The following is a 26,466-nucleotide window of genomic DNA, read 5'->3' as shown; positions in this document are numbered from 1 at the left end:
CAGTCATTCCACAGCCAACAGGAGGTCCACCCATGAACGTCCCGATCTACCAGCAGGCCCTGGGCGGGGAATTCTCCCGGCTGCAGCCGGAACTGCAGGAGTACTTCTCGCTGGTCCCGGGATCCGGGCAGTACGGCGTAGGGGAAGGAACGTTCGACGTCGTGGGCTGCCGCCAGCGCTGGCTGCGCCCTTTGCTGCGGCTCACCGGGGGTGAAGAGGCCTTTTTCCCCGAGTATGGGGAAAACGTCCCGTTCCGGATCGAGAACCACGCGCACCAGGATCCGTTCGGCCGATCCAGCCTCACGGCCCGCCGGGAGATCCGTTTCCCGGAACGCACGCGACTTTTCCAGGACACCACCAGCGCCACCAACCGGGGTGGCAGCACCCAGCTGGTGGACTACGTTGGACGCTACCGGCGGCTGGTGACCGACCTTAACTTGAGCGTGACTGCGGAAGGTAAGCTGCGCGGCGTGTCAGAGGCATCGCGGCTTTTCCTTGGCCCGCTCCGGGTCCCGCTTCCGGCAGCCCTGGACGCCAAAGCCTACGCCGAACAGTGGTGGGATCCTGCTGAGGGCAGCAACGGCCGGCACCGCATCCAGGTGAAGGTCATCCAGCCCCAAATCGGACTGGTCCTGGTGTACGCCGGAGCCTTTGATTACCGGCTCCGCCCCTATACCGGCGGAAGCTCCGCCCAAAGCTACCTGCCCCGCTACGCCCAGCCGGACCGCTGGGAGAACAGGGTGTAGCCCTATCCCAGCGCCTGTTGGTTCAGGCCGTCGGCCACCTGGTTAAGCCTGCCCAGGACGGCAGTGGCCTGTGCCGGTGAGTGCTCTGCCAGTCCGGCTGCCGGGGTCACCCGGATGGCGCCAAGCAGCGACGGCGGAAGACCCAGCTGGCGCCATGGACGCCATACCGATTGAACGCAGTCGGCAACCCGGGGCAGCGAACCGGCGGCAGGCACGTCCAGCGCACCCGCCCAAAACTGTTTGCCTCCCTCCACCGCGGCGGCAACATGCTCCCACTGCCGGTTTGTCAATGCCTTAAGAGGCAGCGCGATGCCGTCCGCACCGGCTGCCAGCACCAACTCGATCGGCGCTTCGATTTCAGGGCATGACACGACTACCTCGGCTGCACCGGCAGAGCGCAGGGCATCCAGGACCAGGCGCCAGGACTCGCGTGCTTCCGATCCCGGCACGGCGCGGAGGGTACGGTATCCGCTGGACGTGGGTATGGTTCCGGCCAGCACGGCGGCGACATCGGGCTCGTCCACCTGGACCACCAGGCGGGCACCCGGGACCGCGGCAGCCACCCGGCGAAGATAACTGCCCACTCCGGCGGCGAGGGACGCCGCAACATCCCGGCGGGCACCGTGATCCAGCAACGCGCGCTCCCCATTATGCAGATGCAGGCCGGCGGCCAGGCTGAGCGGCCCCACCAGCTGCACCTTCAGTTCACCGGCGGATACGTCCTCGGCTCCGGCCACATCGGCGAGGACGTTCAGGTCGGTGGACAGTGCAGACGCTGCCCGTTGCATGTCCTTGCCGGGGCGGTCAACCAGCCGCCATCCGTATGGCTGGACATCCACCGCCAGCTCTTCCAGCAGCGCGGCGGTGCGGCCCACGGCGTCCGAACCCACGCCACGGTCAGGCAGTTCGGCAAGGAATGGCAGATGCGGACTGCCCAGTTCGCCACGGATGATCCGGGCGGCTTCGAGCGGGTCATCGCCGGGCCATGGACCCAGGCCGGTGGCCGTCACTTCCTTGGCTGCGGCTTCCTTGACAGGGGCAACGGCCGGACGCCGGCCAGGATCCGGTTGGTGCTGTTCCCGGCTCACGCCAGTGCGGAGGTCTGCGGCTGCTGGCCGGACGAGGCCTGGTGGTCTTCGGCGATGGCCTCGTGATGGCGGATGACCTCGCCGATGATGAAGTTGAGGAACTTCTCCGCGAATGCCGGGTCAAGGTGGGCGTCCTCGGCGAGGCGGCGCAGCCGTGCAATCTGGGCCGCTTCACGTCCCGGATCACCGGCCGGGAGGCGGTGCGTTGCCTTCAGGAAGCCCACTTTTTGCGTTGCCTTGAAGCGCTCGGCGAGGAGGTACACCAGGGTGGCATCGATGTTGTCGATGCTGGAACGGATGGACAGCAGTTCAGCCATCACCGAATCGTCCACGTGGCCTGCCAGTGAGCTGGCGGATGGATCAAAATCGTCGGAGCCGGGAGAGGTGGGGTTGTGCTGCGTCATGGTTCCAGTCTATGGGAGCCGATGGAATCGACGCGGGTGTGAAGCGCCGGTGCCGGCCGTTCGCCGGCTCCGGCGCTTCACAGCGGGAAGTTGTCCTCCGGGGTCAGATTCCCAGGAGCGCCCGGTGCTCCTCCCGCCGTTTGGCCTGTTCGGCCGGGTCAGGCACGGGCAGGGAGGCGATCAGCCGGCGCGTGTAGTCATGCTGCGGGTTTCCCATGATCTGGCTGCCGATCCCCTGCTCCACCATCTTGCCTTTGTACAGGACGCCCACCCAGGAGGACAGGATGTCCACCACGGCCAGATCGTGGCTGATGAACAGGCAGCCGAATCCAAACTCCTCCTGGATGTCCCGGAACAGCTCGAGGACCTTTGCCTGGACCGAAACGTCCAGGGCCGACGTCGGCTCGTCCGCTATCAGCAGCCGGGGGTTCAGGCTCAACGCCCGCGCCAGTGACGCCCGCTGCCGTTGGCCGCCGGACAGTTCGTGCGGATACCGGCCCGCGTACGAGGCCGGCAACTGGACGGATTCCAGCAGCTCACCGACGCGTTTGCGCGCCTGGGCATCGCTTGGCCTGGTATGGATGAGCATCGGCTCGGCGATGCACTCGCCAATGGTCAGCTGCGGGTTGAACGACGCGGCCGGGTCCTGGAACACGAAGCCGATGTCCTTCCGGAGCGGCTTGAAGGTGCGTTCCCGAAGGTTGAGCATCTCATAGCCCAGCACTTTGAGGCTCCCCCCGGTAGTCCGGTTAAGCCCGGCGATGGCCCTCCCGATGGTGGTCTTGCCGGATCCCGATTCACCGACCAGACCGAACACTTCACCCCTGGACAAGGTGAAGCTGACCCCATCCACGGCTTTGAACGCGGGCGTGCCGAGCCGTCCCGGATACTCGATCACCAGGTTGTCGGCAGCTACCAGGATTTCCTCGTCCTGGTGGGGCCGTTCGGTAAGGCCCTCCGACGCCGAGTTGCGGCCCAGGTGCGGCACGGCAGCAAGGAGGTTGCGGGTGTACTCCTGCCGAGGTTCAGCGAACAAGGTCTTCGCCGCGGCCTCCTCCACAATGTCGCCCTGGTACATCACCACCACGCGGTCCGCCAGGTCAGCCACCACGCCCATGTTGTGAGTGATCAGGACGATCGATGTTCCGTACTTGTCGCGCAGGTCCCGCAGCAGCTCCAGGATCTCGGCCTGGACTGTGACGTCCAGGGCGGTGGTGGGCTCGTCGGCCACAATGAGTCCAGGGTTCAGGGCCAGCGCCGCGGCGATCACCACACGCTGCTTTTGCCCGCCTGAAAACTGGTGCGGGTAGTAGTTGACGCGGTGTTCGGGATCAGGGATCCCCACTTTTCGGAGCGCGTCGATGGCCCGCGCTTTGGCTTCCTTCTTCGAAACGCGCTTAGCGCCCTCGCTGGCCGCATGGGCGCGGATGCCCTCCGCGATTTGCCAGCCCACCGTGAACACCGGGTTCAGCGCGGTGGACGGTTCCTGGAACACCATGGCGACGTCCCGGCCGCGGATCTGGCGCAGCCTGGCGGCGCTCACGCTGATGACGTCGGCGCCGTTGATCAGGACCGTGCCGGAGCTGCTGGCGGTTTCGGGCAGCAAACCCAGGATGGTTTTGGCGGTCACCGTCTTACCCGAGCCTGACTCGCCCACGATGGCCAGGACCTCGCCTTTCCTGACGTCGAGGCTGACGTCCTTCACTGCCGGGACATCACCGACGTCGGTGGCGAACGTGACCTTGAGGTGGTTGATGTCAAGAACCCGCCGGCCGCTGTCAGTGCCTTGGTTGGGCGAAGGATCAATGTTGATGGTCATGACGTCCTCACTTCTGCGCCGAGGGCCTCGGTGGTCACTGGTGCTGGTGAACTGCCGCCACCGGTCCGCCTGCGGCCGCGGAGGCGCGGATCGTTCAAGTCGTTGATGCTTTCCCCCACCAGCGTCAGCCCGAGGACTGTCCAGACGATGGCGATGCCCGGGAACAGGCCGGTCCACCAGATACCTGACGTGGTGTCCGCGAGCGCCTTGTTCAGGTCAAAGCCCCATTCGGCAGCCGAACTTGGCTCGATGCCGAAACCGAGGAAACCGAGGCCTGCCAGCGTCAGGATGGATTCGGACGCGTTCAGCGTGAAGATCAGCGGCAGTGTCCGGGTGGCGTTGCGGTAGATGTGCCGGGTCATGATGCGGATGTTGGACGCACCAACCACCTTGGCCGATTCGACGAAGGGTTCGGCTTTGAGGCGGATGGTCTCGGCACGGATCACCCGGAAGTACTGCGGGATGAACACCACCGTGATGGAGATGGCGGCGGCCAGGATCCCGCCCAGCAGGCTGGACTGACCGCCGCTGATGACGATTGCCATGACGATTGCGACGAGCAGCGAGGGGAAGGCGTAGATCGCGTCCGCCACCACGACCAGGATCCGGTCCAGCCATCCGCCGATGTAGCCGCTCACCAGGCCGAGGATGACGCCGGCGAAGATGGAGAGGACCACGGCCACGATGATGACCAGCAGCGCTGTCTGCGTGCCCCAGATCACGCGCGACAGTACGTCATACCCGCCCACGGTGGTGCCGAGGAGGTGCTTGCCGCCGGGTGCCTGCTGGGTGGGGAAGCTCCCGTCGGCATCCGACAGTTGCGCGAAGCCATAGGGTGCCAGCAGCGGTGCCGTCAGTGCGGTGAGCAGGAAGATGCCGGTGAGGACGAGCCCCACCACCAGCATGAAGCGCTGCAGGCCGACGCTCTTGTTGAAGTGGGAAACCACTGGCAGCCGCCGGAAGAAGGGGGCCCGCGGGTTGGCGACCGGTTCCAGGGGTGTCTCTGCAGTCATGTCAGTACCTCACGCGGGGGTCGATCAGCGCGGCGATGATATCCACGATGAAGTTGGTGACGGCGACGATGACGGCCAGCAGCACCACAATGCCCTGGACCGCCACGAAGTCGCGCGCCGTGAGGTAATTGGCCAGCTGGAACCCGAGGCCCTTCCACTCAAATGTCTTCTCTGTGAGCACCGCGCCGCCGAGCATCACGGCGATCTGCAGGCCCATCACGGTGATGATGGGGATCAGCGCCGGCTTGTAGGCGTGCTTGGTCACCAGCCGGAACTCGCTGACGCCGCGCGAACGGCCTGCCTCGACGTAATCCTTGCCGAGGGTGCCGATGACGTTGGTCCGGACCAGGCGCAGGAAGACGCCTGCCGTCAGGAAGCCCAGGGCCACCGCCGGGAGGACCGCGTGGGACATCACGTCGCTGAAGGCATCTATGTTCCCGCTGCGCAGGGCATCCAGCCAGTAGATGCCGGTGGGCGCCTCCAGCGCGGTGAGGGACAGTTCCGTCCTTGTCCCCGCGCGGCCGGCCACCGGAAGCCAGCCCAGCCACACAGAGAACACCAGTTTAAGCAGCATGCCGGCGAAGAAGACCGGGGTGGCGTAGAACAGGATGGCCAGGACCCGGAGCAGGGCGTCCGGCAGGTGGTCACGGCGCTGGGCCGCGATCATGCCGAGCGGGATGCCTACCAGCAGCGCGATGATGAGGGCGTTGATGGACAGCTCCAGCGTGGCGGAACCGTAGGTGGTGAGCATCTCGGTGACCTTGCGGTTGTCCGAGAGGGTGGTGCCGAAGTTACCCGTGGCCAGCTGGCCCAGGTATTCGAAGTACTGCACGATCAGCGGCCGGTCGTAGCCGGCAGCGTGGATGCGTTGCTGCAGCTGGTCAGGAGGCAGCCGGCCGCCCATGGCGGCTGTGATGGGGTCGCCTGTGATCCGCATGAGGAAGAACACCATGGTGACCAGGATGAGGATGGTTGGGAAGATCAGCAGGAAACGGACCAGGATGTACTGGCCCAGTCCTCCGCCTCCCTGCTTTTTCCTGGGTGGTAGGAGTGCGTCCGCGTCAGTGGGCGGCGCGTCAATCAAAGTTGTCATCGGTACCTGGATTCGTGGTGACCGGGAGCCAGCAGTCCCCTCGGTGCTGGCTGATGACCGGCAAAAGGCGGGACGCCGTTGCGGCGTCCCGCCTCCGGCCCGTCAGAGCCCGATGGGGGTGGAGTGCTTACCTGGACAGGACGCCAAGGCGTGTCTTGAAGGAGGGATCAAGGGTCTTCTCGACGCCCTTGATGTCCTTCCCGGCCACCAGCAGCTGGGAGCCCTGGAGGAGCGGCAGGGTGGAAAGGTCCTTGGCCACCGCGGACTGGACGTCGCCAAGCAGTTTCTGGCGTTCGGTCTTGTCAGGCGTGGTGAGCTGCTTCTGGACCAGGTCCGTGACGGTCGGGTTCTCGTAGTGGTTCTTCAGGAAGTTGCCGGGGATGAAGAACGGCGTGAGGTAGTTGTCGGCGTCGGAGTAGTCCGGGAACCAGCCCAGCTGGTAGACCGGGTAGGCGTCTGCGGTCCGGGCCTTGGAGTACGTCACCCATTCGGTGGACTGCAGGTCCACGGTGAACAGGCCTGACTTCTCCAGCTGTTCCTTGACCATGGCGTATTCGTCACCGGAGGACTTGCCGTAGTGGTCCGGGTTGTACTGCAGCTTCAGGTTGACCGGACCGGTGACTCCGGCGTCTGCCAGGACCTTCTTGGCCTTGTCCAGGCTCGGTTTGCCGCTGCCGTCCCCGTACATTTCCTTCATCGGCTGGGTTGCGCCGGGAAGGCCGTCCGGGACCACCGAGTATGCGGGCACGTAGGTCCCCTTGTACACCTGGTCGGAGATGGCCTGGCGGTCGACGATGTCAGCCATGGCCTGCCGCACTGCAAGGGCCTTGGCGGGGTTGGCTTCGGGCGTCTTGGCGCCGAAGGGCATCGTGTCGAAGTTGAAGACGATGTACCGGAGCTCGCCACCCGGGCCCTTGTAGACCTTGACCTTGGAGTCCTTCTCCAGGTCGGCGGCGTCGGTTGCTGTCAGGCTGCGGCCGGCAACATCGATATTGCCGCCCTGGACGTCCAGCTTCAGGTTGTTGGAGTCGGCGTAGTACTTGATGACGGCGCTGTCATTGGAGGGTTTGCCCAGCAGCCCGCTGTAGTCCGGGTTGCTCTTGAGGCTGACGAGTTCGTTCTTCTTGTAGGAATCGATGGTGTAGGGGCCGGCGAAGGGCTTGCCGGAAACGATATCCTCATCGCTCATCACCTTGTCGGCCGGGAAGACCTCCTCATCGATGATCGGGCCCGTGTTGGTGCCCAGGACGCTGGGGAACACCTGGTCGTTGCCGGCCTTTAGGGTGAACACCACCGTGGTGTCATCCTTGGCCTCGACGGATTTGAGGTTGGACAGCAGGGACGAGGGTCCGTTGGGGTCGTTGATCTTCACCACACGGTCGTAGGAAAACTTCACGTCCGAGGCAGTCAGTGCGTGGCCGTTGGCAAACTTCAGGTTGGGTTTCAGCTTGACGGTGAACTCTGTGGGCGTCGTGAAGGAGGCCGATTCCGCGATGTCCGGGCTGACCTCGGCCGCACCGGGCTTGGAGTTCATCAGGAAGGGGTACACCTGGTTCATCACCAGGAAGGAACCTGCGTCATAGGAGCCGGCGGGGTCGAGGGTTACGACCTTGTCCGTTGTTCCGAATGTGATGGCACCGCCGCCGGCGCTGCCGCCGGTGGACGTTCCGCCGCCTCCGCCGCCCGATGGCCCGGTGCAGGCTGTCAGGGCCAGGGCGGAGATGCCTGCCAGCGCGATGGCGCGGTGCAGGGCCGTTGTGCTCTTGATCATCTGTGAACTTTCTGTCCGATGAGTACGTGCGTGCCGGACGCATGGGCATATGTGGCCCCTGCTCCGGCGCGCAGTGCTGATCCCTAGATTCAATCAGAGAGTCAGCCCTCAGGACGGTCAATTCTGTGAGTTGAAACACAAAATTTATTTCTTTGGTACCCCCGCCCACTGAGCGGACGCCGGGTGCAGGCAGCCCGCCTCAAAAGAACCCGCTGCACGCCAAAGCACCGCCACGGCGTTAACCGGGACGGTGCTTTGGTGCTACGGGTTAAAGCGCGGCGCGCTGGAGCGAGCGGGCGGCGTCGATGGTGGCCTGGCCCAGTACCCGGCTGCCCTGGTACAGCACAACCGTCTGGCCGGGGGCCACCCCCCGCAGGGGCGTCGCCAGCCGGACCACCAACTGGTTTCCTGCTGCGCCGTCGGTGGCGGACTCCACCCAGGCGGTGGCCGGAACCGGATCCCCATGGGCGCGCACCTGCGCGTGGCAGTCGAATTCAGTTCCGGTTTCCACTTCGGCGATGGGAAGTCCCGCCCAGGAAACCTTTATGCCGCGGATCTCGTCGATCGCCAGCAGCGCCTCGGGACCCACCACCACCTTGTTTTCCTTGGGCCGGATTTCCAGGACGAACCGGGGCTTGCCGTCGGCAGCAGGAGTTCCGAGCTTGAGCCCGCGCCGCTGCCCGACAGTGAATGCGTTGGCGCCGGGGTGCTCCCCCACCTTCGCGCCGGTCTCATCCACGATGTCGCCGCTGGTCATGTCGATCTTCTCGGCAAGCCAACCTGCTGTATCGCCGTCGGGAATGAAGCAGATGTCATGGCTGTCAGGCTTGTTGGCCACGGACAGGCCCCGCCGCTCCGCTTCTGCACGCACCTCGGCCTTGGACGGGGTATCGGCCAGCGGGAACATGGAGTGCTTGAGCTGTTCGTGCGTTAGGACGCCAAGTACATAGCTCTGGTCCTTGGCCCAGTCCGCGGCGCGGTGCAGCTCCCGGTTGCCGTCGGAGTCTTCGATCACCTTGGCGTAGTGGCCGGTGCATACGGCGTCAAAGCCCAGGGCAATGGCCTTCTCCAGCAGGGCGGCGAACTTGATGCGTTCGTTGCAGCGCATGCAGGGGTTGGGCGTCCTGCCGGCTGCGTATTCATCGATGAAGTCCTGGACGACGTCTTCCTTGAAGCGCTCGGAAAAATCCCACACGTAGTACGGGATGCCCAGCACGTCGCAGGCACGCCAGGCGTCCCGGGAATCCTCGATGGTGCAGCAGCCGCGGCTGCCCGTGCGCAGGGTGCCGGGCATGCGCGAAAGGGCAAGGTGGACGCCGACGACGTCGTGCCCGGCCTCCACCGCGCGGGCGGCGGCAACAGCGGAGTCCACTCCGCCGCTCATGGCTGCTAGTACTCGCATGCTGGCTTTCTGTTGAGGGACAGTGTCTTCCGGGGCCGGGCTTCACATGCCGGCGACGGAAACGATCTTCGCCTATCTATTCTACGGCGGCAGGCAAATCGGCGATCCGGATACAAATGCGCCAGGCGTAAAGGAAACGGGCCGGCGCCTTCACACCCCGCGCAGCGCCTGCCGCGCCACGGTTCCCGCTGTCTGGATCGAGGACTCGTGTCCGGCCATGCCGGCCTGGCGTGCCCGCGCATAAGCCTCCGGCAGCGCTCCGAGCAGGGCATCGACATCGGCCTCGGTGGACGCGTGCCCCAGGCTGAACCGCTGGGCTCCGCGCGCTGCCTCCTCGTCCAGGCCCATGGCCAGCAGCACATGGGATGGCCGCGGCACGCCGGCAGTGCAGGCCGAACCGGTGGAAGATTCGACGCCGGCCAGGTCAAGGAGGAACAGCAGCGAGTCCCCCTCACAGCCCGGGAAGGTGAAATGCGCATTGCCCGGCAACCGGCCGCCGCCCGGTGCACCGCGAAGGATCGCTTCCGGGACGCGTTCACTGACGCCCGCGATGAGGCGGTCGCGAAGTGCGGCGATCCGTGCCGCTTCAGTCTGCAATCCGGCGGTGACAGCCTCTGCGGCGGCAGCGAAGGCAGCGATGGAGGCCGTGTCCAGGGTGCCGGAGCGGACGTCACGTTCCTGCCCGCCGCCGTGCTGCACCGGTGTCAGCTTGACCGCACGCCCCAGCAGGAGTGCGCCCACTCCCACCGGGCCGCCGATCTTGTGTCCGGAGATGGACATGGCATCCAGGCCCGAATCCCGGAAGTCCACCGGCACCGATCCGAAAGCCTGGACGGCGTCCGAGTGCACCGGGACGCCGGCGGCATGGGCCAGTTCAACCACGCGGCGGATGGGCTGGATGGTGCCCACCTCGTTGTTGGCCCACATCACGGTCACCAGGGCTACGGCGCCGGGGTCCCGGGAAAGCTCGGCCTCGAGGGCGTCGAGGTCCAGGATGCCATCGCTGTCCACGGGCAGCCAGGTCACTTCAGCGCCTTCGTGGCGTTCAAGCCATTCCACGGTGTCCAGCACCGCGTGATGTTCGACGGCGGAGCAGAGGATGCGGCGCCGCTTTGGGTCTTCCGCCACACGGGACCAGTACATGCCCTTTACCGCAAGGTTGTCCGATTCTGTGCCTCCGGAGGTGAAAATGACCTCCGAGGGATGGGCTCCTGCGGCCGCGGCGATGACCTCGCGCGCATCCTCGACGGCGCGGCGGGCCCGGCGTCCGGAGCCATGCAGCGAGGACGGGTTGCCAGTGCGCGCCAGTTCACGCGTCAGGGCGGCGAGCGCCGCAGCCGAAAGCGGAGTAGTGGCGGCATGGTCAAGGTACGCGGGCATCCCCCAATTCTATCGCGGCCTGCCGCTGCGTCCTCGGCGGGAGCCCTCAGTCCCCGGCGGTGATCCTCGCGCAGCAATGACCGGGCCCGGCAGCCGGGGCAACGCGCTCTTCCGCACTGCCACAGCCCACCGCGGCCCCACGCAGGAAGGCGCCGTTCATGTCGCATACCACTGCCGCATGCGACCGTGAGAGCCGGTGGAACGGGCAGTTGGGAAGCAGGTAACCGCCTTCACCGTCCTGCTCCGGCTGGTAGCCGGCTTCGGCCAGGAATTCCTCCAGGCCGCCGGCTGCTTCTGCCAGCTCCCGGCCTTTCCGGAAGGCGGCCGCACGGAGCGATTCACCGACGGGGGCGCCGCCGGCCTGGGAGGTTTCGATCGCCGCCGCCATGAGTTCCCCGGCGAGGTCATAGTTCCGGTCCGGTACTGACGCGTTGACCTCGCTTCCCACCGGCCGGTACATCTTGGCGGGGCGGCCGGACCCCGGCCCTGCTCTCCCGGCCGGCTTGTGGAACTCCACGGCCAGCAAGCCGTCCTGCACCAGTCTGTCCAGATGAAAGGAGACGGTACTGCGGGGCATGCCTGTAGCCTCGGCCACTTCGTCCCGCCCCAGCGGTCCTGGCGCTGCGGCCACCAGTTCGAAAAGCTGCAGCCTCTTGCCATCCGTCAGCGAGGCTACGGCAGCAATCCTGTCAGCCCATGGAAGTCGGTACATGATGTCCACCAATCCAAATCCAAAGTCAGGATCTATTGATTATAGAACCTTGCCTTTCTAAAATTGGCATACCTACTTTTAGAAGGAGAACACCATGAAATCAACGTCGGCAGTGCAGGCCCGGAACGCAGCAACAGCCATGCCGGCGGCCAGGCAGGCGTTCCTGCTGCTGCGCACTGTCTTTACCGTCGCACCGATCCTTTTCGGTTTGGACAAGTTCACCAACATCCTCACTGACTGGACCGTGTACCTGGCGCCCCAGGCCACCGCCGTCGTACCACTGGCGCCCCAGACCTTCATGTACATCGTGGGCGTTGTGGAGATCATCGCCGGCATCGTCGTGGCGGTCCGGCCGAAATACGGCTCGCTGCTGGTGGCGGCCTGGCTAGCAGGGATCATCATCAACCTGCTGCTGCTCGGGAGTTTCTACGACGTGGCCCTGCGGGACTTCGGTCTGCTGGTGGGCGCGCTGGCCCTTAACCGCCTGTCGATGGAAAACAGCCGAGCCGCTGCGTGATCTCGCGGGAATTCGCCCGGCGCTGCCCTCGATGCGGCGCCTGGCGTTAACTGCACAAAGACCCGCCGGCAGCTGAGCCCTCCAGCCGCCGGCGGTTTTGCGCGCGCGGACCTAGAAAACCGGGGATTCTGCAAAGGGATCCCGGCGCCGAGGAAGCCGCCCGCAACATGCGCAGCCTCAAGCAGACGGCGGCAGCAATGGCAGGTAGCGGACCACGTCACCGCGGGCGGAAGCAAGCGTTGCCGGATCCGGGCAGGACACCGATATATAGGCCGAGGATTGCGCGGCCCCAAAAACCCTTGCCAACACCGCAGTGGACCGTCCGCCGGGAGCTGACTGCTCAAGGGCCAGCACTTCCACGTTCTTCCCGGGAGCATCAGGGGTACCGCCCCACTGCAATGTGTCCGTCTTCAGATACGAGGGCTGGATGGTGGCATCAAGGTACTGGAACAGTGCGACGGACGATTCCCGGTCCCCACCGCGTACCAGCGGACCCTGCCCTGCACTGACCCTCGCGGCGACAAGGCACCCATCGGCTTTGGCGAACTGGCTGGCGCCCGACACGTTCTCCTTTACCAGCTTCCAGCCAGGTGCGTCTTTCAGCCCATCCGAAATGCCTACCGGCACCCCGGGCGCCAGGGTGCCGCCGGCGGCAAAGGGCAGGTCCCGTCCCGCCACTGCCGCGGCGTCGTATCCCGGTGTGATGGTGGGCGTGGATACAACGGGCGTGCCGGCAGGAGCCGCAGTCACGGAAGGATCCCGCACGTCCACGCTGCAGGCGACCAGCAGCACCGAACCCAGGCCGGCAGCGGCGAGCAGCACCGCCCGGTTCCCTGCCCTTCCGGCCCGCCCCGCCGTCGTCGGCATATCCATCTCCACTCCGTTGCACCCCCCGCCGCCGCTGTCCGGCCGCGCAGCACGAGTCTAGACGGCATCCCCCGGGAACCCGGAAGCCCAGGGCATTCGTTGTTACGGCAGGCCGCCTTCCGTGCCGGCCGGACTGTGCTGGCTAAACTGGGCGGGCACTTTCCTTCCCCTGCGGAGAATTTGAAGAAGCCGCGCATCAAGAAAAGGAACATCTTGACTGAGAGCAGCAGCTCCCACTACCAGGTCCTTCGCGTGGCCGTCACCGCCACCGACAAGGAAATCAAGGTGGCTTACCGGCGCGCTGCCAGGACGGCCCACCCGGACCACGGGGGCGATGCTGCAACCTTCCGCCGCGTGACCGCTGCCTACGAGACCCTCATCGATCCACAGCGCCGGAAAGCCTACGACCGCACCTACGGCGCCGGTCCGGTACGCGACATGCCGGCCGACGACGGCGCCCACTTTGATGCGCCCGCCGCCGGAAGCCGGGCTTCTGCCACCGTCCGCAGGCCGGACAACGGCAGGAACACTGCGGGAGACCCGCCGGTCTACGTTCCGCCGTACGGGACAGAGAACTCCGACGTCCCGCTTATTCCCCTTGCCCAAGCGCGCCAACAGGTGCATGGCATGCCGCGGAAACGGGGGATCTTTGGCGCCGAAGCCCGCATCCAGCGCGAAATGCGCACCGTGCAGCTGCTGACCCGGCAGGTGCTGCCGAACATTCCGGCCGCCCGGCTCATCAACGGCCTGCAGTCGCCCGCTGACAACAATCACATCGACCACGCGGTCCTGTCCGGCTACCGGCTGGCCCTGGTGAACTCCATGCTCCTGCCCAAGGGCGCCTATGCCTGGGACGGCCGGACGCTCAACCACGGCGGCCGCGCGGTGGCGCCTCCGCAGCTCGCACGGGTGGTGTGGGCCATGCAGGACATCTTCCCTGAACTGAATGTCACCGGCTGGACTGTGGTGCACAGCCCGGACGGCAACCTCCATGAGCCCGTGATCGACCACCACCGGCGTCCCGCGGGCGCGCTGGAGACTGTGCAAATCGTCAACGCGGCGGGCATGGTTCGCGGCTTGAAGGAATTCCTGGCATCAGGCCCGGCCCCCAACACGGTGAACGTCCCGGTCCTCGCCAGGCTGCTGCGCGGCATGCACTGAGCATGGATGGCTAGGATGGGGAGGTGTTCCGCATCCTATTCCATGCCCCAGAAATCCCCGGCAATACCGGCAATGCCATCCGCCTTGCCGCCATCACCGGCGCAGAACTGCACCTCGTGGAACCCCTGGGCTTCGACTTCTCCGACGCAAAACTCCGCCGGGCAGGCCTCGATTACCATGACCTCGCCGTCGTCACCGTGCACAAGTCGATCGACGACGCCTGGCAGCACCTTCAGCCCGAACGCGTCTACGCCTTCACCTCGGACGGCACCACCAGCTACACCGACATCACCTACCGCCCCGGCGACGTCCTGATGTTCGGCCGTGAATCGGTGGGACTCCCGGAAGAGCTGAAAACCGATCCCCACGTGACCGCCACCGTGCGCCTGCCCATGCTGCCGGCCCTTCGTTCGCTGAACCTCGCCAACGCCGCCTCGATTGCCGTCTACGAGGCCTGGCGCCAGCAGGGCTTTGCCGGGGCCAGGCTTTAGGAAACCCCTCACCGGGACCGGTTCCACCCGGCCGCGCAAATTCTTCACCCGCTGTCCCATCCGCCCCCGCTCCGGCATCGAATGACTCTTGAGGACATTCGAGCGGAGCAAGGAGCGGCAGGTGACACTACTGGAGGCAGGATCCAGGCAGGCAGGCCGCAGCCGGAACGGCACTGCTGAGGAATCCCCGCCCGGAGACTTATGCTTGGAATTAATGGAAACTCCCAACGCGCCAAATTCCGAGGGCTCCGCCGCGGTGACTGACCCACCTGCAGACCTCAGCCAACGCCTCTCGGTCCTGCTGGCGGGCATTGCCCGCGGGGACCAGGCGGCCTTTGCAGAGTTTTACCAGCTGACCTCCCGCAGGGTCTTCGGCATGGCACGGCGCGTCCTGATCGATCCCGAACTCAGCGAGGACACCACGCAGGAAGTCTTCCTGCAGGTCTGGCAGAACGCGGCGAAGTTCGATCCGCAGGCAGGGAGCCCGCTGTCCTGGCTGATGACCATCTCGCACCGGCGGGCTGTGGACAAGGTCCGGTCCTCACAGTCTTCCACCGACAGGGAAGCCAGGTACGGGGCCAGTACGCAGGACATCGACCACGACAGCGTGTCCGACGAAGTGGGCAGCCGGCTGGAAGCTGAGGCTGTGGTCCGCTGCCTGGGGACGCTGACCGAAACACAGCAGGAATCCGTGCGCCTGGCCTACTACGGCGGCCTCACCTACCGGGAGGTCGCGGAACGGCTGAATGCAGCGGTGCCCACCATCAAGTCCCGCATCCGCGATGGACTGATCCGATTGAAGACCTGTTTGGGGGTGAGTTGAGATGAGCGGAATGGATGAAGCCCGCAACGGCGGTTCGAGTTCCTTCGGCGACACTGTCGCAATGGACCTGGCTTCAGGCCGCGCCGTGGACCTGGCCGAGTTGTACGCCCTGGATGCGGTCACGGACCAGGAACGCGATGCCATTGACCTCTATATCTCCGCGGCCCCGGAAGCGGAACGCCAGGCCTTCTTCGAGCGCGTCCGGCAGTCCCGGGAGGCGCTGGCCCGCACCTTCCGGGTGGAGGAGGCACCGCCGTCGGACCTGTTTGACCGGATCATCGCACAGCTTCCTGCCCAGTTCCCCGGGCAGGACAGACTGCCCGGTGGAGGCGCGCCGGCACCAGCCGGAAGCAGCGCTCCAACACCGCTTCACATTACCCCTGGCGGGCCGGACGCCCGTGACGAACTGGCGCAGGCCCGCAAGCGCCGGGAGGAACGGCGCGGCCCGTCCGGCGCCCGGCGCTGGCTCATCGGCGTGGCGGCGGCCGCAGCCATCGCCCTGGGCGGTGTTGGTGTGGGCGCCTACATGGCGGACCAGAACGATCCCGTCAACCAGGTGGCCAGGGCCGGGGACCTGCGTGAGGCATCCGTGAATGTTGTGGGGGGCGGCAAGGCCACCCTCCTGATTTCAGCGTCGGAGGACGCAGCCGTGGTGAAGATGAGCGACGTGCCCGCTCCTCCGGCCGGCAAGGTCTACCAGATGTGGCTGATCCCCAAGGACGGCTCCGCACCGGTGTCGCAGGGGCTTATGGACGAACAGGCCCTGTCCAAGCCCGCGGTGGTTCAGGGAATCCATTCGGCCGCCTCACTGGGGATCACCGTTGAGCCGGCCGGCGGGTCCACGGCGCCCACGCTGCCCACTGTGGCGGCAGCCCCGCTGGGAGCCTGACGCGGCGGCAACACCGGCACCAACGCGGCCGGCAAGTGAAAAAAGCGCCCCCGGCCCCTTCCCATGGAAGGAACCGGGGGCGCTTTGCTGCCCTAGAAACCCGCGATCGTCCCGGGCCCGTTGACCGCCACCACATGGAAGGCTTCCGCGCTGCGCCCGTCCGGCAGCCCGGCCCGGGCAGCATTGAGCTGCATACCTTGCCGGACCGTGGCTTCCATGGCGTCCACGTCAGGGTGCTGGCTGACGTGGACGTGGATGGCCGACAGCTTTGCGTCCACATGGGCGGTGACGTCCACGAAGTGGTTTTCCCGTTCCTCCGGTCCGGCGTACAGCCACAGCCAGGGCAGCTTGTAGGCTGCCAGGCCGGCTTCGGCCAGCTCCGGGTAGGCGAACGGGTTCTCGAGCGCCGGATACACGGCGCGGGTTACGGCTTCCCCTACGGCGAGGTGGTCGGGATGGCTCTTTTGGATCCGCTGCCAGTTCCGTTCCGGATGCATGGCGAGGACGACGTCGGGACGGAGTTCGCGGATCAGCCGCACCACCGCTTTCATCACCTCGTGCGAGGGCTCGAGGTACCCGTCCCTCTGGTGGAGGTAGTGGATATCGGTGACGCCCACGAGTTCCGCGGCGCGGCGCTGCTCGGCGTCGCGCATGGCGATGATGTCCGCGCGGTGGGCGGGGTCGAAGCCGCCCGCGTCGCCGTCGGTCATGATGCAGTAGCTGACCTCCACGCCGGCCGCCGTCCAGGCGGCAATGGTGCCGGCGGCGCCGAAGTCGATGTCGTCAGGGTGGGCCGCAAAACAGAGCACCCGCCCAACCCGGTGTATTTCCGGGTTGAACGGGCTCCCTGCCTGCCCGAGGGAGGCAGTCAACGGTTCAGCCTTTTCGCTTCTTGATCTCGGCCGCAGCCTGGGGAAGGACATCGAAGACGTCACCGATGATCCCGAAGTCCGCTATTTCGAAGACCGGGGACTCGGCGTCCTTGTTGACGGCGACGATGACCTGGGATGTCTGCATCCCGGCTTTCTGCTGGATGGCGCCGGAGATCCCCGCGGAGATGTACAACTGCGGGGAAACGGTCTTGCCCGTCTGCCCCACCTGGGCATCGTGGCTGATCCAGCCCGCGTCCGTGGCGGCGCGGGAGGCGCCCACGGCGGCCCCGAGGGCATCGGCCAGCTCCTCTACGGGGCCGAAGTCGCCATCCATGCCGCGTCCGCCGGCAACCACGATCCGTGCGTCCGTCAGGTCGGGCCGGCCGCTGGCCACCTTCTGCTCGCGAGCCGTGATCCGGGCGGCTGCAGCCACGGCGGGGACCTCCACGGTGGCCGATTCCGGGGTGGTGGGTGCAGGGGCAGGTTCCGGGATGACGTTGTTGGCCTTCAGGGTCAGCACGGAAACTGCAGTGGTGGCCCTGCAGGCGGTGTTGTAGGAGCCGGCCAGGACGGACTTGTGAGCAGTGCCGTCGGGGTCTACGGCAACGACGTCCGTGATCACTCCTGCGTTCAACCGGATCCCCACGCGTGCGGCGATCTCCTTGCCTTCCGGCGAGTTGTCCAGCAGCACGATGCCGGCGCCGCTGGCCTCGGCCGCGGCGGCCACGTAGGCGGCCTTGGGTGCTACCAGGAAGTCATCCAGGTCCTGGGCCGACGGGCGCAGGATGCTTTCCACGCCATACTCGGCGAAGGTGGCGGCCACGCCGTCGGAAAGATCCCCATTGAGCGCCACGGTGCTTCCGCCCAGGGAGCGCGCCAGGGTCAGCAGTTCAAGGCTGCTCTTCTTGAGCGAGGCGCCCGGGTTGTCGATGAATACCAGTACTTTTGCCATGTCGATGTCCCTCTTAGAGCAGCTTCTGGGCGGCCAGGAAGTCAACCAGCTTGATGCCGGCGTCGCCCTCGTCGGTGATGATGGTGCCTGCGGTCCGGGGCGGCCGCTGTTCGGCGCTGCCCACGCTGGTCCAGGACCCGGCGAAGCCCACCTGGGCGGGGTCGACGCCGATGTCGGCCAGGGACACCGTAGTGATGCTCTTGCGCTTGGCCGCGATGATTCCCTTGAAGTTGGGGTACCGGGGCTCGTTGACCTGGTCCGTCACGGATACGACGGCGGGCAGCGGCGCCTCGACGGTCTCCGAGGAGGTGTCGGCGTCGCGCCGTGCGGTCAGCCGGCCGCCGTCGACCTCCAGGGTGGAGGCAAAGGTCACCTGGGGCAGCCCGAGCCGTTCGGCCAGCTGTGCGGGGACCAGCGACGTTTCGCCGTCGGTGGAGGCCATGCCGGTGAGGACCAGGTCCACGCCGCCAAGGTGCCGGACCGCTGCCGCCAGTGCCAGCGAGGTGGCTGCGGCGTCGGAGCCTTCCAGGGCGTCGTCGGTCAGGTGGACGCCCTCGGTGGCGCCCATCTGCAGCGCCTTTTTGACGGCGTTGACGGCTCCGGAGGGGCCCATGCTGAGGGCGATGACCTGGTTGCCCGCCTTGCTTCCGCCCCTGGCCTCGGCCAGCTGCAGCGCTGCCTCGAGGGCGTATTCGTCAAGCTCGGACAGAATGCTTTCGTCGCGGTCCACGGTGTTGCCCGCACCGTTGAGGTGGCGGTCGAACTGGGCGTCCGGTACATGTTTGACCAGGACTACGATCTTCAATGTCTCTTCCACTGTGTTTACAGCAGCCTTCCATGCTTGTGGACAGCCAGCCGGGTGGGTCATGGCCGTGGAATGCCCGGCAGGCGGGTAGCTCCTAGCTAACCATATCGGCGCGCCCCCGCGCCCTCTTCCGTTAACCCCTGTGTCAGGCCGCCACCGGGACGCGGCATGACGACGGCGGCGCCCCCTTTGGGTGGGAACGCCGCCGTCGTCATTGCTGCACTGTGTCGCTGCCGGACGTCAGCTGGCCGCCGCACCGAGCGTAACGTCGAACGTCTGCTCCTTGCCGCTGCGCTGGACGGTGATCTTCACGGTGGACCCTGCCGGCTGTTCGCGGACGGCTGCGGTCAGCTGGTTGGGTTCGCCGATGGTGAGGTCGTTGAACTTGGTGATGACGTCACCGACCTTGATGCCGGCCTTGCCGGCCGCCGAGTTGGGGTCAACGGTGGCGACGTCGGCCCCCACGGAGAATTCAGAGGATGCGCCCGACGTGGACTTGGGCTTGACGCTGACGCCGAGCTGGCCATGCGAGGCCTTGCCGGTGTCGATGATCTCCTGGGCCACGCGCTTGGCGTGGTTGATGGGGATGCTGAAGCCCACGCCAATGTTGCCGCTCTGCGAGGAGGACGTCCCGGATCCCGCGGAGGCGATGGCGACATTGACTCCGATGATCTCGCCCTTGCTGTTCACCAGGGCGCCGCCGGAGTTGCCGGGGTTGATGGCCGCATCAGTCTGGATGACGTTGATGGCAATGGAGCCCTCCCCCGCGCTTTGCTGGCTCTGGCCGCCGCCCGGAGGCGCGAACTGGAAGCCCTGGTCGCCGCCCTGGCTGTTGTCACCGCCTTCCGGTGCCGCAGACGATGCGACACTGATGGTCCGGTTGAGGGTTGAGACGATGCCGTCCGTAACGGTTCCGGTCAGGCCGAGCGGGGATCCGATGGCGATGGCGGTATCCCCCACGTTGAGCTTGCCGGAATCGCCAAGAGTGGCAGGGGTGAGGCTTGAGGTGTCGTCCACCTTAATAACGGCGAGGTCGGACAGGGGGTCGGTGCCCACCAGCTTTGCCGGCAGGACCTTTCCGTCGCTGGTCCGGATTTCAAGGGTGGCGTTGGCGGTCTGGCCGTCGAGGGTCACCACGTGCGTGTTGGTCAGAATGTGCCCCTGGTCGTCAAGGACGATACCCGAACCGGTGCCCCCTGAACTGCCGCTCGTGGCACTGATGGTGACGACGCTGGGCGAGGCCTTCACGGCGGCGGCGGTGATGGCGTTGACGTCGTCCTTGTTGTTGACGATGACCGTCCCGGGCTGGCTGTTGCCGGCGACGGTTGAGGTGCTGGACCCGGTGTTGCCAAACAGTTCGCCGGAGCCCACCGTGGCCACGCCGCCGCCGACGAGGCCTGCTGCGAGGATGCTGGCCACGAGGGTCCCGACGCCGAAGCTCGCCTTCCGGCGGGGGGCGTCCTTGGGGTTGGGCGCCAGGCCGACGCTCCCGTTGGGCGTGCCGTGGGCGTCACCGTGCAGGGGCTGGCCGTTGTGCTGCTGGCCGTAGTATCCGGACTGGCCGTAGAACGGCTGGCGCTGCGGGTACACGGGACGCGGGGCCCCCGGCAACTCCTGGGTGTGGTTTTCACGCGGCTGCGGCTGGTCCAGCCGCTCCGTGTGGTTCTGGTATGCCGCGCCGCTCTGCTGTTCCGCGCCGCTGTTCCCATACTGAGTGGCCGCCTGGCGGTCTCCGGGCTGCTGCTGGTCCTGCCGTTGCGGATCCTGCTGCTGCCACGGGTTCCGGCTGCCCGCGGAGCTGTCCTCCGGGACCGGGCCTGGGGTTTGATTCTCAGTCATGGGACTTCCTTTCATCCTCGTCTGCCATTAACTATGTACCGTGCCGCTGGGACAAGCTCGGATGTTTGCTGAGAGCTTGCTGAACGCCTCGATGGTCGCCGCCCTCCCGGCATAGCGTTTCGCTGGCGGCATATTCGGGCGCATGGACTGGCTGTGGGGTGCACCATAGAATCAAGATGAATTGCCACAGCGACCTGCGGCTTCACACCAAGCGTGGGGGCGCTGCTGGATTCGACGACTGATTCGTCCCGAATCGGTGTCAGGCGTGCTGAAGGGTTGCACATGCGGTCAAAGTTCAAACGTATCCTCGCCGTGATCGGCCTTGCCGGGCTGCTGGCGGTACCCGCCGGCGCCGCATGGGCCGAGAACCCGGTTACTATCCCCTCGGGCACCAACATTGTGGATGACGCCAATGTCCTGGGCAGCCGGAAGGGCGAGGTCCAGGACGCCATCCAGAAGCTGTTGAAGGACCACAAGTACAACCTGTACGTGGTCACGGTGAAAACCTTCACCAACCCGACCGACCCAGCTCAATGGACGCAGAAAGTAGCTGAGCTGAAGAGCATGGGCAGGGCCGATGCCGTCCTGGCAATTGCTGTTGATGACGGCAAGTTCAACTTCGCCACTAATTCAAACAGCCCTATCCGGTCCAAGCAGGCCAACATCAGCCAGAACGCAGTCACCGCCAACCTCGCTGGCGGCAAGCGCGATTTCGCCCAGGCAGCTATCGATACTGCCTCCGCCATTGGTGACGCCGCCGGCGGCGGCAGCGGCAACGTGTCATCCGGTGACGGCGCCGGTGCAGGCGTCCTGGTAGGTGCGGGCGTGGTGGTGGCCGGAGGCGGCGCGTACCTCTACTACCGGAACCGCCGGAAGAAGGCTGCCGGCCAGGACGCATCCAGCGGAAGCTACGGGCCCCAGGGCGCCGAGCTGGACCCGCTGGCGTCACTCAGCGTGGAGGAACTCCGCCGGAAGAGCGGTTCCCTGCTGATCGAGGCGGACGACGCCATTAAGACCAGCGAGCAGGAACTTGGCTTTGCCCAGGCGCAGTACGGCGATTCCGCCGTCGGAAACTTCACCAAGGCCCTGGCTGAGGCGAAAGCCCACATGACGGAGTCGTTCAAGCTGCAGCAGCAGCTCGACGACCACATTCCGGACACGGAGGAGCAGCAACGGACCTGGCTGGGCGAGATCATCCGCCGCTCTGAGGCTGCCCTGGCATCCCTCCAGGAGCAGAAGGCTGACTTCGACTCGCTGCGTGAGCTGGAGAAGAACGCGCCGCAGGCCCTTGCCGCAGTCAACGCCGGAGCCCGCGAAGCGGACGCCAAGATCGCCAGCGCGGAGCAGTCGCTGGCCACCATGCGGTCCAAGTACGCGGACAGTGCACTGACGCAGGTATCGGACAACATCGTCCAGGCCAAGGAGCGCCTGGCCTTCGTGCAGAACGCGTCCGAAACCGCGCAGCAGAAGCTCGGTGAGGGCGAGAGCAGCCTTGCAGCAGTGGCCGTGCGCGCAGCCGAAGAAAGCCTGCACCAGACCAACGTTCTCCTCGATGCCATCGCCAAGGTGGCCACCAACCTCGACGAGGCCCGTAATGGCCTCGAAGCCTCGGTGGTGGACACCTCCCAGGACCTGGCCCAGGCAAAGGCCATGATCCAGTCCGGCGCCCACGCCGAGTTGGCCGGGCCGGTGGCCGCGGTGGAGGCCGCATTGGCCCAGGTCAAGAGTGAGATCCAGGGCGGAAAGATCGACCCCATCGCCACCCTGCAGCGGGTCGAAACCGCCCACCAGTCCCTGGACCAGGCCCTGACCGGGATCCGGGACCAGCAGGAGCAGGCCCGGCGCGCGCAGGCGTCGCTGCAGCAGACCATCATGTCTGCGCAGGCGCAGATCAGTGCCACGTCCGACTACATCACGGCCCGCCGCGGCGGGGTGGGCACCGAGGCACGCACCAGGCTTGCTGAGTCTCAGCGCAACCTCGACTATGCGCTGTCCATTGCCCGCACGGACCCTGTCACCGCGCTCACCTACGCACAGCAGGCGCACGCCCTGGCAGCGCAGGCGGCCCAACTGGCCCAGGCCGACGTGGAACACTTCGACGGCTACGCCAACCAGGGCTATGGCCGCGGCGGCATGTTCGGCGGCGGAGGCGGCGGTGGACTGGGCGGTGCCATCCTGGGCGGCATCCTGATCAACTCCATCCTCAACGGTGGCCACGGCGGCTGGGGTGGCGGCGGTGGCTGGGGTGACGGCGGCGGAGGCGGTGGCTTCGGCGGGGACGGCGGCGGCTTCGGCGGCGGCGATTTCGGCGGCGGAGACTCCGGCAGTTTCTAAGAACTTCCGCCGGAACACGCCGGAAAACCCCGGCGGGCGGACAGAAGCAGTACACCACTGTGCACCGGTCCCAGTGGTTCACCCAGAGCAGGACGAAAGGCAAACACCATGGTTAAGCAGTCCATTTTCGGCCGGATCGCGCAGCTGGCAAAGGCGAACATCAACACATTGCTGGACAACGCCGAGGATCCGCAGAAGATGCTGGACCAGATGGTCCGCGACTATACCAACAACATCGCCGAAGCAGAGTCCGCCGTTGCGCAGACCATTGGCAACCTCCGCATGCTGGAAGACGATTACAACGAGGACGTCAAGAACGCGCGCGACTGGGGAAACAAGGCACTGGCCGCCTCCCGCAAGGCTGACGAGTTCCGCGCGGCCGGCGACGTTGCCGACGCCGAGAAGTTCGACAACCTGGCAAAGGTGGCCTTGCAGCGGCAGATGTCAGCCGAGAACGAAGCCAAGGGCGCGGAGCCGAGCATCGCCTCCCAGCGCGAGGTGGTGGACAAGCTGAAGACCGGCCTGGACCAGATGAAGAACAAGCTCAACCAGCTGACCAGCAAGCGCAACGAACTGGTGGCCCGGTCAAAGACGGCAGCGGCGCAGTCCCAGGTGCACGACGCGATCAAGAGCATCGACATCATGGATCCCACCAGCGAAGTGGGCCGCTTCGAAGAAAAGATCCGCCGCGAAGAGGCCAAGGTCCGCGGCCAGGAGGAACTTGCAGCATCCAGCCTGGACGCGCAGTTCAACCAGCTGGAGGACCTGGGCGAGCAGACCGAGATCGAGGCCCGGCTCGCCGCGTTGAAGTCCGGCGGAGCCAAGCCTGCCCTCGGTGCCGCCGGTGCCGCACAGTCCGAATCGACCGTTGAGGAAGCCGACTTCGACAAGCTCTAAAGTCAGCTGGCTTCCACAGGCAAACATGGCGATGGCCGGGACCGCGGTTCCGGCCATCGCCATGTCCACAGTGTGTAGCGTGGTGCCATGACCTCCCTTGAAGAGACCGCCCTGGTCTGGCTCCGCGACGACCTTCGCCTGGACGACAACCCGGCCCTGAACGCCGCCGCCGCGCTGGGCCTGCCGCTGACGGTGGTCTACGTCCTGGATGAAGAATCTGCCGGAATCAGGCCGCTGGGAGGCGCAACCAGATGGTGGCTGCACCACTCGCTGCAGGCCTTGTCCTCCGCCCTTGAAGCCCGCGGCTCACGTCTGCTCCTTCGCCGTGGGCCGGCCGGGCAGGTGATCAAGGACGTGGCGGCGCAGGCCGGAGCTGCGCACCTCTTCTGGAACCGGCGCTATGGCCAGCCCGAGCGAACCATCGACGCCGCCCTCAAGGCGTGGGCCGCGGAAGGCGGTCTGGAGGCGTCAAGCTTCCAGGCCAACCTCCTGTTCGAGCCCTGGACGGTGAAGACCGGCTCCGGCGGGCCCTACAAGGTGTTCACGCCCTTCTGGCGGGCATGCCTTGCAGGCCAGGAGGTCCGCGACCCGCTGGAGCCTTCCGCTGTGATCCCGGGACCCCCGCAACCAAGCCGCCTCCAGGCAGGTGACGATCTCGACAGCTGGGGGCTCCTCCCCTCCTCCCCCGACTGGAGCGGCGGCCTCGCCGCCGCCTGGACCCCCGGGGAGGAAGGCGCACAGCACCGGCTGGACGACTTCCTGGACGGACCCGCCGGGGAATACGGAACTGGGCGGAACCTGCCCGGGGTCGAGGGGACCAGCCGCCTGTCACCGCACCTGCGCTTCGGCGAAGTCAGCCCGTTCCGGGTGTGGTACGCGATCCGCCGCCGCTATCCGCAAAACGTGCCTGCCGACGTCGGGATCTTCCGGTCTGAGCTTGGCTGGCGCGAATTCTGCTGGCAGCTGCTGTACAACAACCCGGAACTGGCCACCCGCAACTACCGGCCCGAATTTGACCGGTTCGCCTGGGAGCAGCCGGGCAGGAGCGAGCTCGAAGCGTGGCAGCAGGGCCGTACTGGCTACCCCTTGGTGGATGCCGGGATGCGGCAGCTTTGGCAGACCGGCTGGATGCACAACCGCGTGCGGATGGCCGCGGCCTCATTCCTTGTCAAGAATCTGCTGACGGACTGGCGGGTCGGAGAGGAATGGTTCTGGGACACGCTGGTGGACGCCGACGCCGCCAGCAACCCGGCGAACTGGCAGTGGGTGGCGGGCTCCGGCGCGGACGCTTCGCCGTACTATCGGATCTTCAATCCGGTCACCCAAAGCAAAAAATTCGACGCCGGCGGCCGCTACCTGCGCGAGTTCGTCCCTGAGCTCGCTGACCTGGACAACACATCCATCCACGAGCCCTGGAAGACGGGGGTTCAGGACTATCCCGAACCCCTTGTTGAGCTGCCGGAGTCCAGGGAACGCGCGCTGGCTGCCTACCAGCAGCTCAAGGACAGCTGAGCCGGCCCTAGCGGCTGACCTTGCCCATGAGGGAGGCGATGGGCCGCAGGAAGATTGGGCGGGCAGCGAACCAGGCGGCCACCATGACGGCCACGGAGGCCAGGAACACCCAGAAACCGAACCAGCCGTCGTCGTCCCTGACCCCGTACATGTGGTTCAGGTTCCGCAGTGCACCGGTGGTGAGCACCAGGAAGACGTGGACCACGATGAAGGCCACGAAGTAGATCATCACCGGGAAGTGGACGGCGCGCGCCCACTCGATCGGGTAGGCCTTGTTCAGGCCCGCAGCCTTCTTTGGCCAGACGGAGGACATCCTCAGGCCCGTGATGAACGCCAGCGGCGCAGCGATGAAGACGGTCACGAAGTAGGCCAGCTGCTGCAGTGCGTTGTAGTTGATCCAACCGTCTTCCGTGGGCCAGTCCAGCGAGGCGTATTGCAGCGCGGCCGACAGGGCATTGGGGAAGATGTCCCAGCTGGTGGGGACGATGCGCATCCATTGCCCGGTGGCGAACAGCAGCACGGCGAAGACGAGCCCGTTCAGGATCCAGAGGGCATCCAGTGTCAGGTGGAACCACAGCTCGAGGGTGATCTTGGTGGGCGCGTTCCGGGTGCGGATCAGGCCCTTATTGTTCCTGGTCCAGTGCCCGCTGGGCCGTGTGGTGGTGCGTACCTGCCACCCTGTGCGGATGATCAGGAGCAGGAAGAAGGCGTTGAGGAAGTGCTGCCAGGCCAGCCAGGCGGGAAAGCCCACCGGGGCTTTCTCCGGCAGTGCGGACTGGCCGGGGTAGTCCGCGAGAAAGGATGCGACGGCGGGCAGTCCCACCAGCAGCCGCGCCGCCAGCACCACCAGGACCAGCGCCGCGAGGACGGCGGGAACCACCCAGTAAAGCCGGGACCGCTTGCCCGTCGCGGCGCCGGGTTTCTTCGTGGGTGTGGCCATCGAACTACATACCTCTCAGGAATGACTGGGGCGGCCCGCAGATCGCGGGGCTCTCCGAAAGAGAATACTAGGAACTGTGCGCATCCAAGGAAAAGAAAGGCCCCGACCGGCGTAACTGCCGGTCAGGGCCTTCATAAGT

The 26,466-nt window shown here is 66.2% G+C and carries 24 protein-coding genes; 9 read left to right on the top strand and 15 right to left on the bottom strand.

Annotation, left to right across the window (positions count from 1 at the left end; translation table 11 throughout):
* The first annotated feature begins 32 nt into the window (after positions 1 to 32).
* A complete protein-coding gene (locus tag ACR65K_RS03090; RefSeq protein WP_440151289.1) occupies positions 33 to 746 on the top strand; it encodes a DUF4166 domain-containing protein in 714 nt (237 codons plus the stop codon).
* A 2-nt stretch (positions 747 to 748) separates the two neighbouring features.
* On the opposite strand, the gene ACR65K_RS03085 is transcribed toward ACR65K_RS03090, so the two are convergent.
* From ACR65K_RS03085 to ACR65K_RS03045, 9 genes are all read right to left on the bottom strand, one after another.
* On the bottom strand, positions 749 to 1,756 hold the full coding sequence (locus ACR65K_RS03085; protein WP_056335508.1) for a uroporphyrinogen decarboxylase/cobalamine-independent methonine synthase family protein: 1,008 nt from the start codon (positions 1,754 to 1,756) through the stop codon (positions 749 to 751).
* Between the two features lie 74 nt (positions 1,757 to 1,830).
* Complete coding sequence (locus tag ACR65K_RS03080; protein WP_056334802.1) at positions 1,831 to 2,238, bottom strand: chorismate mutase; 408 nt, start codon at positions 2,236 to 2,238, stop codon at positions 1,831 to 1,833.
* 103 nt (positions 2,239 to 2,341) lie between these two features.
* Positions 2,342 to 4,057: an ABC transporter ATP-binding protein gene (locus ACR65K_RS03075; protein WP_056334801.1), complete on the bottom strand. Its 1,716-nt coding sequence runs from the start codon at positions 4,055 to 4,057 to the stop codon at positions 2,342 to 2,344.
* Complete coding sequence (locus tag ACR65K_RS03070; RefSeq protein WP_056334798.1) at positions 4,054 to 5,070, bottom strand: ABC transporter permease; 1,017 nt, start codon at positions 5,068 to 5,070, stop codon at positions 4,054 to 4,056. The genes ACR65K_RS03075 and ACR65K_RS03070 overlap by 4 nt, the downstream gene beginning before the upstream one ends.
* A gap of 1 nt (position 5,071) precedes the next feature.
* Complete coding sequence (locus tag ACR65K_RS03065) at positions 5,072 to 6,163, bottom strand: ABC transporter permease (RefSeq protein WP_440151288.1); 1,092 nt, start codon at positions 6,161 to 6,163, stop codon at positions 5,072 to 5,074.
* A gap of 127 nt (positions 6,164 to 6,290) precedes the next feature.
* Complete coding sequence (locus tag ACR65K_RS03060) at positions 6,291 to 7,934, bottom strand: ABC transporter substrate-binding protein (protein ID WP_142117026.1); 1,644 nt, start codon at positions 7,932 to 7,934, stop codon at positions 6,291 to 6,293.
* A gap of 268 nt (positions 7,935 to 8,202) precedes the next feature.
* Positions 8,203 to 9,336: a tRNA 2-thiouridine(34) synthase MnmA gene (gene mnmA / locus ACR65K_RS03055; RefSeq protein WP_440151287.1), complete on the bottom strand. Its 1,134-nt coding sequence runs from the start codon at positions 9,334 to 9,336 to the stop codon at positions 8,203 to 8,205.
* A gap of 150 nt (positions 9,337 to 9,486) precedes the next feature.
* Positions 9,487 to 10,716: a cysteine desulfurase family protein gene (locus tag ACR65K_RS03050; RefSeq protein WP_440151286.1), complete on the bottom strand. Its 1,230-nt coding sequence runs from the start codon at positions 10,714 to 10,716 to the stop codon at positions 9,487 to 9,489.
* Positions 10,717 to 10,762: 46 nt separating this feature from the next.
* Positions 10,763 to 11,428, bottom strand: a complete 666-nt coding sequence (locus ACR65K_RS03045; RefSeq protein ID WP_056335507.1) for a helix-turn-helix transcriptional regulator — start codon at positions 11,426 to 11,428, stop codon at positions 10,763 to 10,765.
* A gap of 94 nt (positions 11,429 to 11,522) precedes the next feature.
* Between ACR65K_RS03045 and ACR65K_RS03040 the strand changes: the two genes are divergently transcribed.
* Positions 11,523 to 11,945: a hypothetical protein gene (locus ACR65K_RS03040; protein ID WP_056334784.1), complete on the top strand. Its 423-nt coding sequence runs from the start codon at positions 11,523 to 11,525 to the stop codon at positions 11,943 to 11,945.
* A gap of 177 nt (positions 11,946 to 12,122) precedes the next feature.
* On the opposite strand, the gene ACR65K_RS03035 is transcribed toward ACR65K_RS03040, so the two are convergent.
* Entirely contained in the window at positions 12,123 to 12,818 is a 696-nt protein-coding gene (locus ACR65K_RS03035; RefSeq protein ID WP_440151285.1) for a hypothetical protein, read from the bottom strand.
* 207 nt (positions 12,819 to 13,025) lie between these two features.
* On the opposite strand from ACR65K_RS03035, the gene ACR65K_RS03030 reads away from it, so the two are divergent.
* The 4 genes from ACR65K_RS03030 (at position 13,026) to ACR65K_RS03015 (ending at position 16,176) form a co-directional block, all read left to right on the top strand.
* Complete coding sequence (locus tag ACR65K_RS03030) at positions 13,026 to 13,973, top strand: J domain-containing protein (protein WP_440151284.1); 948 nt, start codon at positions 13,026 to 13,028, stop codon at positions 13,971 to 13,973.
* 23 nt (positions 13,974 to 13,996) lie between these two features.
* Complete coding sequence (locus ACR65K_RS03025; protein ID WP_056334779.1) at positions 13,997 to 14,464, top strand: tRNA (cytidine(34)-2'-O)-methyltransferase; 468 nt, start codon at positions 13,997 to 13,999, stop codon at positions 14,462 to 14,464.
* Between the two features lie 214 nt (positions 14,465 to 14,678).
* The gene (locus ACR65K_RS03020; protein ID WP_056334776.1) at positions 14,679 to 15,287 is read left to right on the top strand and encodes a sigma-70 family RNA polymerase sigma factor; all 609 of its coding nucleotides are present in this window, start codon (positions 14,679 to 14,681) and stop codon (positions 15,285 to 15,287) included.
* A 10-nt stretch (positions 15,288 to 15,297) separates the two neighbouring features.
* The gene (locus ACR65K_RS03015) at positions 15,298 to 16,176 is read left to right on the top strand and encodes an anti-sigma factor (protein WP_440151463.1); all 879 of its coding nucleotides are present in this window, start codon (positions 15,298 to 15,300) and stop codon (positions 16,174 to 16,176) included.
* Between the two features lie 92 nt (positions 16,177 to 16,268).
* Here ACR65K_RS03015 and ACR65K_RS03010 read toward each other — a convergent pair whose 3' ends face one another.
* From ACR65K_RS03010 to ACR65K_RS02995, 4 genes are all read right to left on the bottom strand, one after another.
* Positions 16,269 to 17,048: a PIG-L deacetylase family protein gene (locus ACR65K_RS03010; protein ID WP_440151283.1), complete on the bottom strand. Its 780-nt coding sequence runs from the start codon at positions 17,046 to 17,048 to the stop codon at positions 16,269 to 16,271.
* A gap of 4 nt (positions 17,049 to 17,052) precedes the next feature.
* Positions 17,053 to 18,000 (bottom strand): electron transfer flavoprotein subunit alpha/FixB family protein, encoded by a 948-nt coding sequence (locus ACR65K_RS03005; RefSeq protein ID WP_440151282.1) that lies wholly within the window; start codon positions 17,998 to 18,000, stop codon positions 17,053 to 17,055.
* Positions 18,001 to 18,013: 13 nt separating this feature from the next.
* On the bottom strand, positions 18,014 to 18,805 hold the full coding sequence (locus ACR65K_RS03000; RefSeq protein ID WP_440151281.1) for an electron transfer flavoprotein subunit beta/FixA family protein: 792 nt from the start codon (positions 18,803 to 18,805) through the stop codon (positions 18,014 to 18,016).
* A 240-nt stretch (positions 18,806 to 19,045) separates the two neighbouring features.
* Complete coding sequence (locus tag ACR65K_RS02995; protein WP_440151280.1) at positions 19,046 to 20,644, bottom strand: S1C family serine protease; 1,599 nt, start codon at positions 20,642 to 20,644, stop codon at positions 19,046 to 19,048.
* A gap of 282 nt (positions 20,645 to 20,926) precedes the next feature.
* On the opposite strand from ACR65K_RS02995, the gene ACR65K_RS02990 reads away from it, so the two are divergent.
* From ACR65K_RS02990 to ACR65K_RS02980, 3 genes are all read left to right on the top strand, one after another.
* A complete protein-coding gene (locus ACR65K_RS02990) occupies positions 20,927 to 22,978 on the top strand; it encodes a TPM domain-containing protein (RefSeq protein ID WP_440151279.1) in 2,052 nt (683 codons plus the stop codon).
* Positions 22,979 to 23,086: 108 nt separating this feature from the next.
* Positions 23,087 to 23,875: a PspA/IM30 family protein gene (locus tag ACR65K_RS02985; RefSeq protein ID WP_056334756.1), complete on the top strand. Its 789-nt coding sequence runs from the start codon at positions 23,087 to 23,089 to the stop codon at positions 23,873 to 23,875.
* 87 nt (positions 23,876 to 23,962) lie between these two features.
* Positions 23,963 to 25,387, top strand: coding sequence for a cryptochrome/photolyase family protein (locus ACR65K_RS02980; RefSeq protein ID WP_440151278.1), 1,425 nt, complete (start codon positions 23,963 to 23,965; stop codon positions 25,385 to 25,387).
* Between the two features lie 7 nt (positions 25,388 to 25,394).
* Here ACR65K_RS02980 and ACR65K_RS02975 read toward each other — a convergent pair whose 3' ends face one another.
* Entirely contained in the window at positions 25,395 to 26,327 is a 933-nt protein-coding gene (locus ACR65K_RS02975) for a cytochrome b/b6 domain-containing protein (RefSeq protein ID WP_440151277.1), read from the bottom strand.
* Between the last annotated feature and the right edge of the window lie 139 nt (positions 26,328 to 26,466).

It is taken from the genome of Arthrobacter sp. SAFR-179 (assembly GCF_059414945.1).
Note: the sequence above shows the minus strand (reverse complement) of the source record. Positions and strands in the feature narration are given on the sequence as shown.

What these genes read in the sequence shown, in the direction of transcription:
- ACR65K_RS03050 (WP_440151286.1), bottom strand. Translation starts at nt 10,716, where the DNA reads ATGCCCGCGTACCTTGACCATGCCGCCACTACTCCGCTTTCGGCTGCG.
- ACR65K_RS02975 (WP_440151277.1), bottom strand. Translation starts at nt 26,327, where the DNA reads ATGGCCACACCCACGAAGAAACCCGGCGCCGCGACGGGCAAGCGGTCC.
- ACR65K_RS03040 (WP_056334784.1), top strand. Translation starts at nt 11,523, where the DNA reads ATGAAATCAACGTCGGCAGTGCAGGCCCGGAACGCAGCAACAGCCATG.
- ACR65K_RS03005 (WP_440151282.1), bottom strand. Translation starts at nt 18,000, where the DNA reads ATGGCAAAAGTACTGGTATTCATCGACAACCCGGGCGCCTCGCTCAAG.
- ACR65K_RS03090 (WP_440151289.1), top strand. Translation starts at nt 33, where the DNA reads ATGAACGTCCCGATCTACCAGCAGGCCCTGGGCGGGGAATTCTCCCGG.
- ACR65K_RS02985 (WP_056334756.1), top strand. Translation starts at nt 23,087, where the DNA reads ATGGTTAAGCAGTCCATTTTCGGCCGGATCGCGCAGCTGGCAAAGGCG.
- ACR65K_RS02995 (WP_440151280.1), bottom strand. Translation starts at nt 20,644, where the DNA reads ATGACTGAGAATCAAACCCCAGGCCCGGTCCCGGAGGACAGCTCCGCG.
- mnmA (WP_440151287.1), bottom strand. Translation starts at nt 9,336, where the DNA reads ATGCGAGTACTAGCAGCCATGAGCGGCGGAGTGGACTCCGCTGTTGCC.
- ACR65K_RS03035 (WP_440151285.1), bottom strand. Translation starts at nt 12,818, where the DNA reads ATGGATATGCCGACGACGGCGGGGCGGGCCGGAAGGGCAGGGAACCGG.
- ACR65K_RS03045 (WP_056335507.1), bottom strand. Translation starts at nt 11,428, where the DNA reads ATGTACCGACTTCCATGGGCTGACAGGATTGCTGCCGTAGCCTCGCTG.
- ACR65K_RS02980 (WP_440151278.1), top strand. Translation starts at nt 23,963, where the DNA reads ATGACCTCCCTTGAAGAGACCGCCCTGGTCTGGCTCCGCGACGACCTT.
- ACR65K_RS03020 (WP_056334776.1), top strand. Translation starts at nt 14,679, where the DNA reads ATGGAAACTCCCAACGCGCCAAATTCCGAGGGCTCCGCCGCGGTGACT.
- ACR65K_RS03070 (WP_056334798.1), bottom strand. Translation starts at nt 5,070, where the DNA reads ATGACTGCAGAGACACCCCTGGAACCGGTCGCCAACCCGCGGGCCCCC.
- ACR65K_RS03015 (WP_440151463.1), top strand. Translation starts at nt 15,298, where the DNA reads ATGGATGAAGCCCGCAACGGCGGTTCGAGTTCCTTCGGCGACACTGTC.
- ACR65K_RS03075 (WP_056334801.1), bottom strand. Translation starts at nt 4,057, where the DNA reads ATGACCATCAACATTGATCCTTCGCCCAACCAAGGCACTGACAGCGGC.
- ACR65K_RS03080 (WP_056334802.1), bottom strand. Translation starts at nt 2,238, where the DNA reads ATGACGCAGCACAACCCCACCTCTCCCGGCTCCGACGATTTTGATCCA.
- ACR65K_RS03060 (WP_142117026.1), bottom strand. Translation starts at nt 7,934, where the DNA reads ATGATCAAGAGCACAACGGCCCTGCACCGCGCCATCGCGCTGGCAGGC.
- ACR65K_RS02990 (WP_440151279.1), top strand. Translation starts at nt 20,927, where the DNA reads ATGCGGTCAAAGTTCAAACGTATCCTCGCCGTGATCGGCCTTGCCGGG.
- ACR65K_RS03065 (WP_440151288.1), bottom strand. Translation starts at nt 6,163, where the DNA reads ATGACAACTTTGATTGACGCGCCGCCCACTGACGCGGACGCACTCCTA.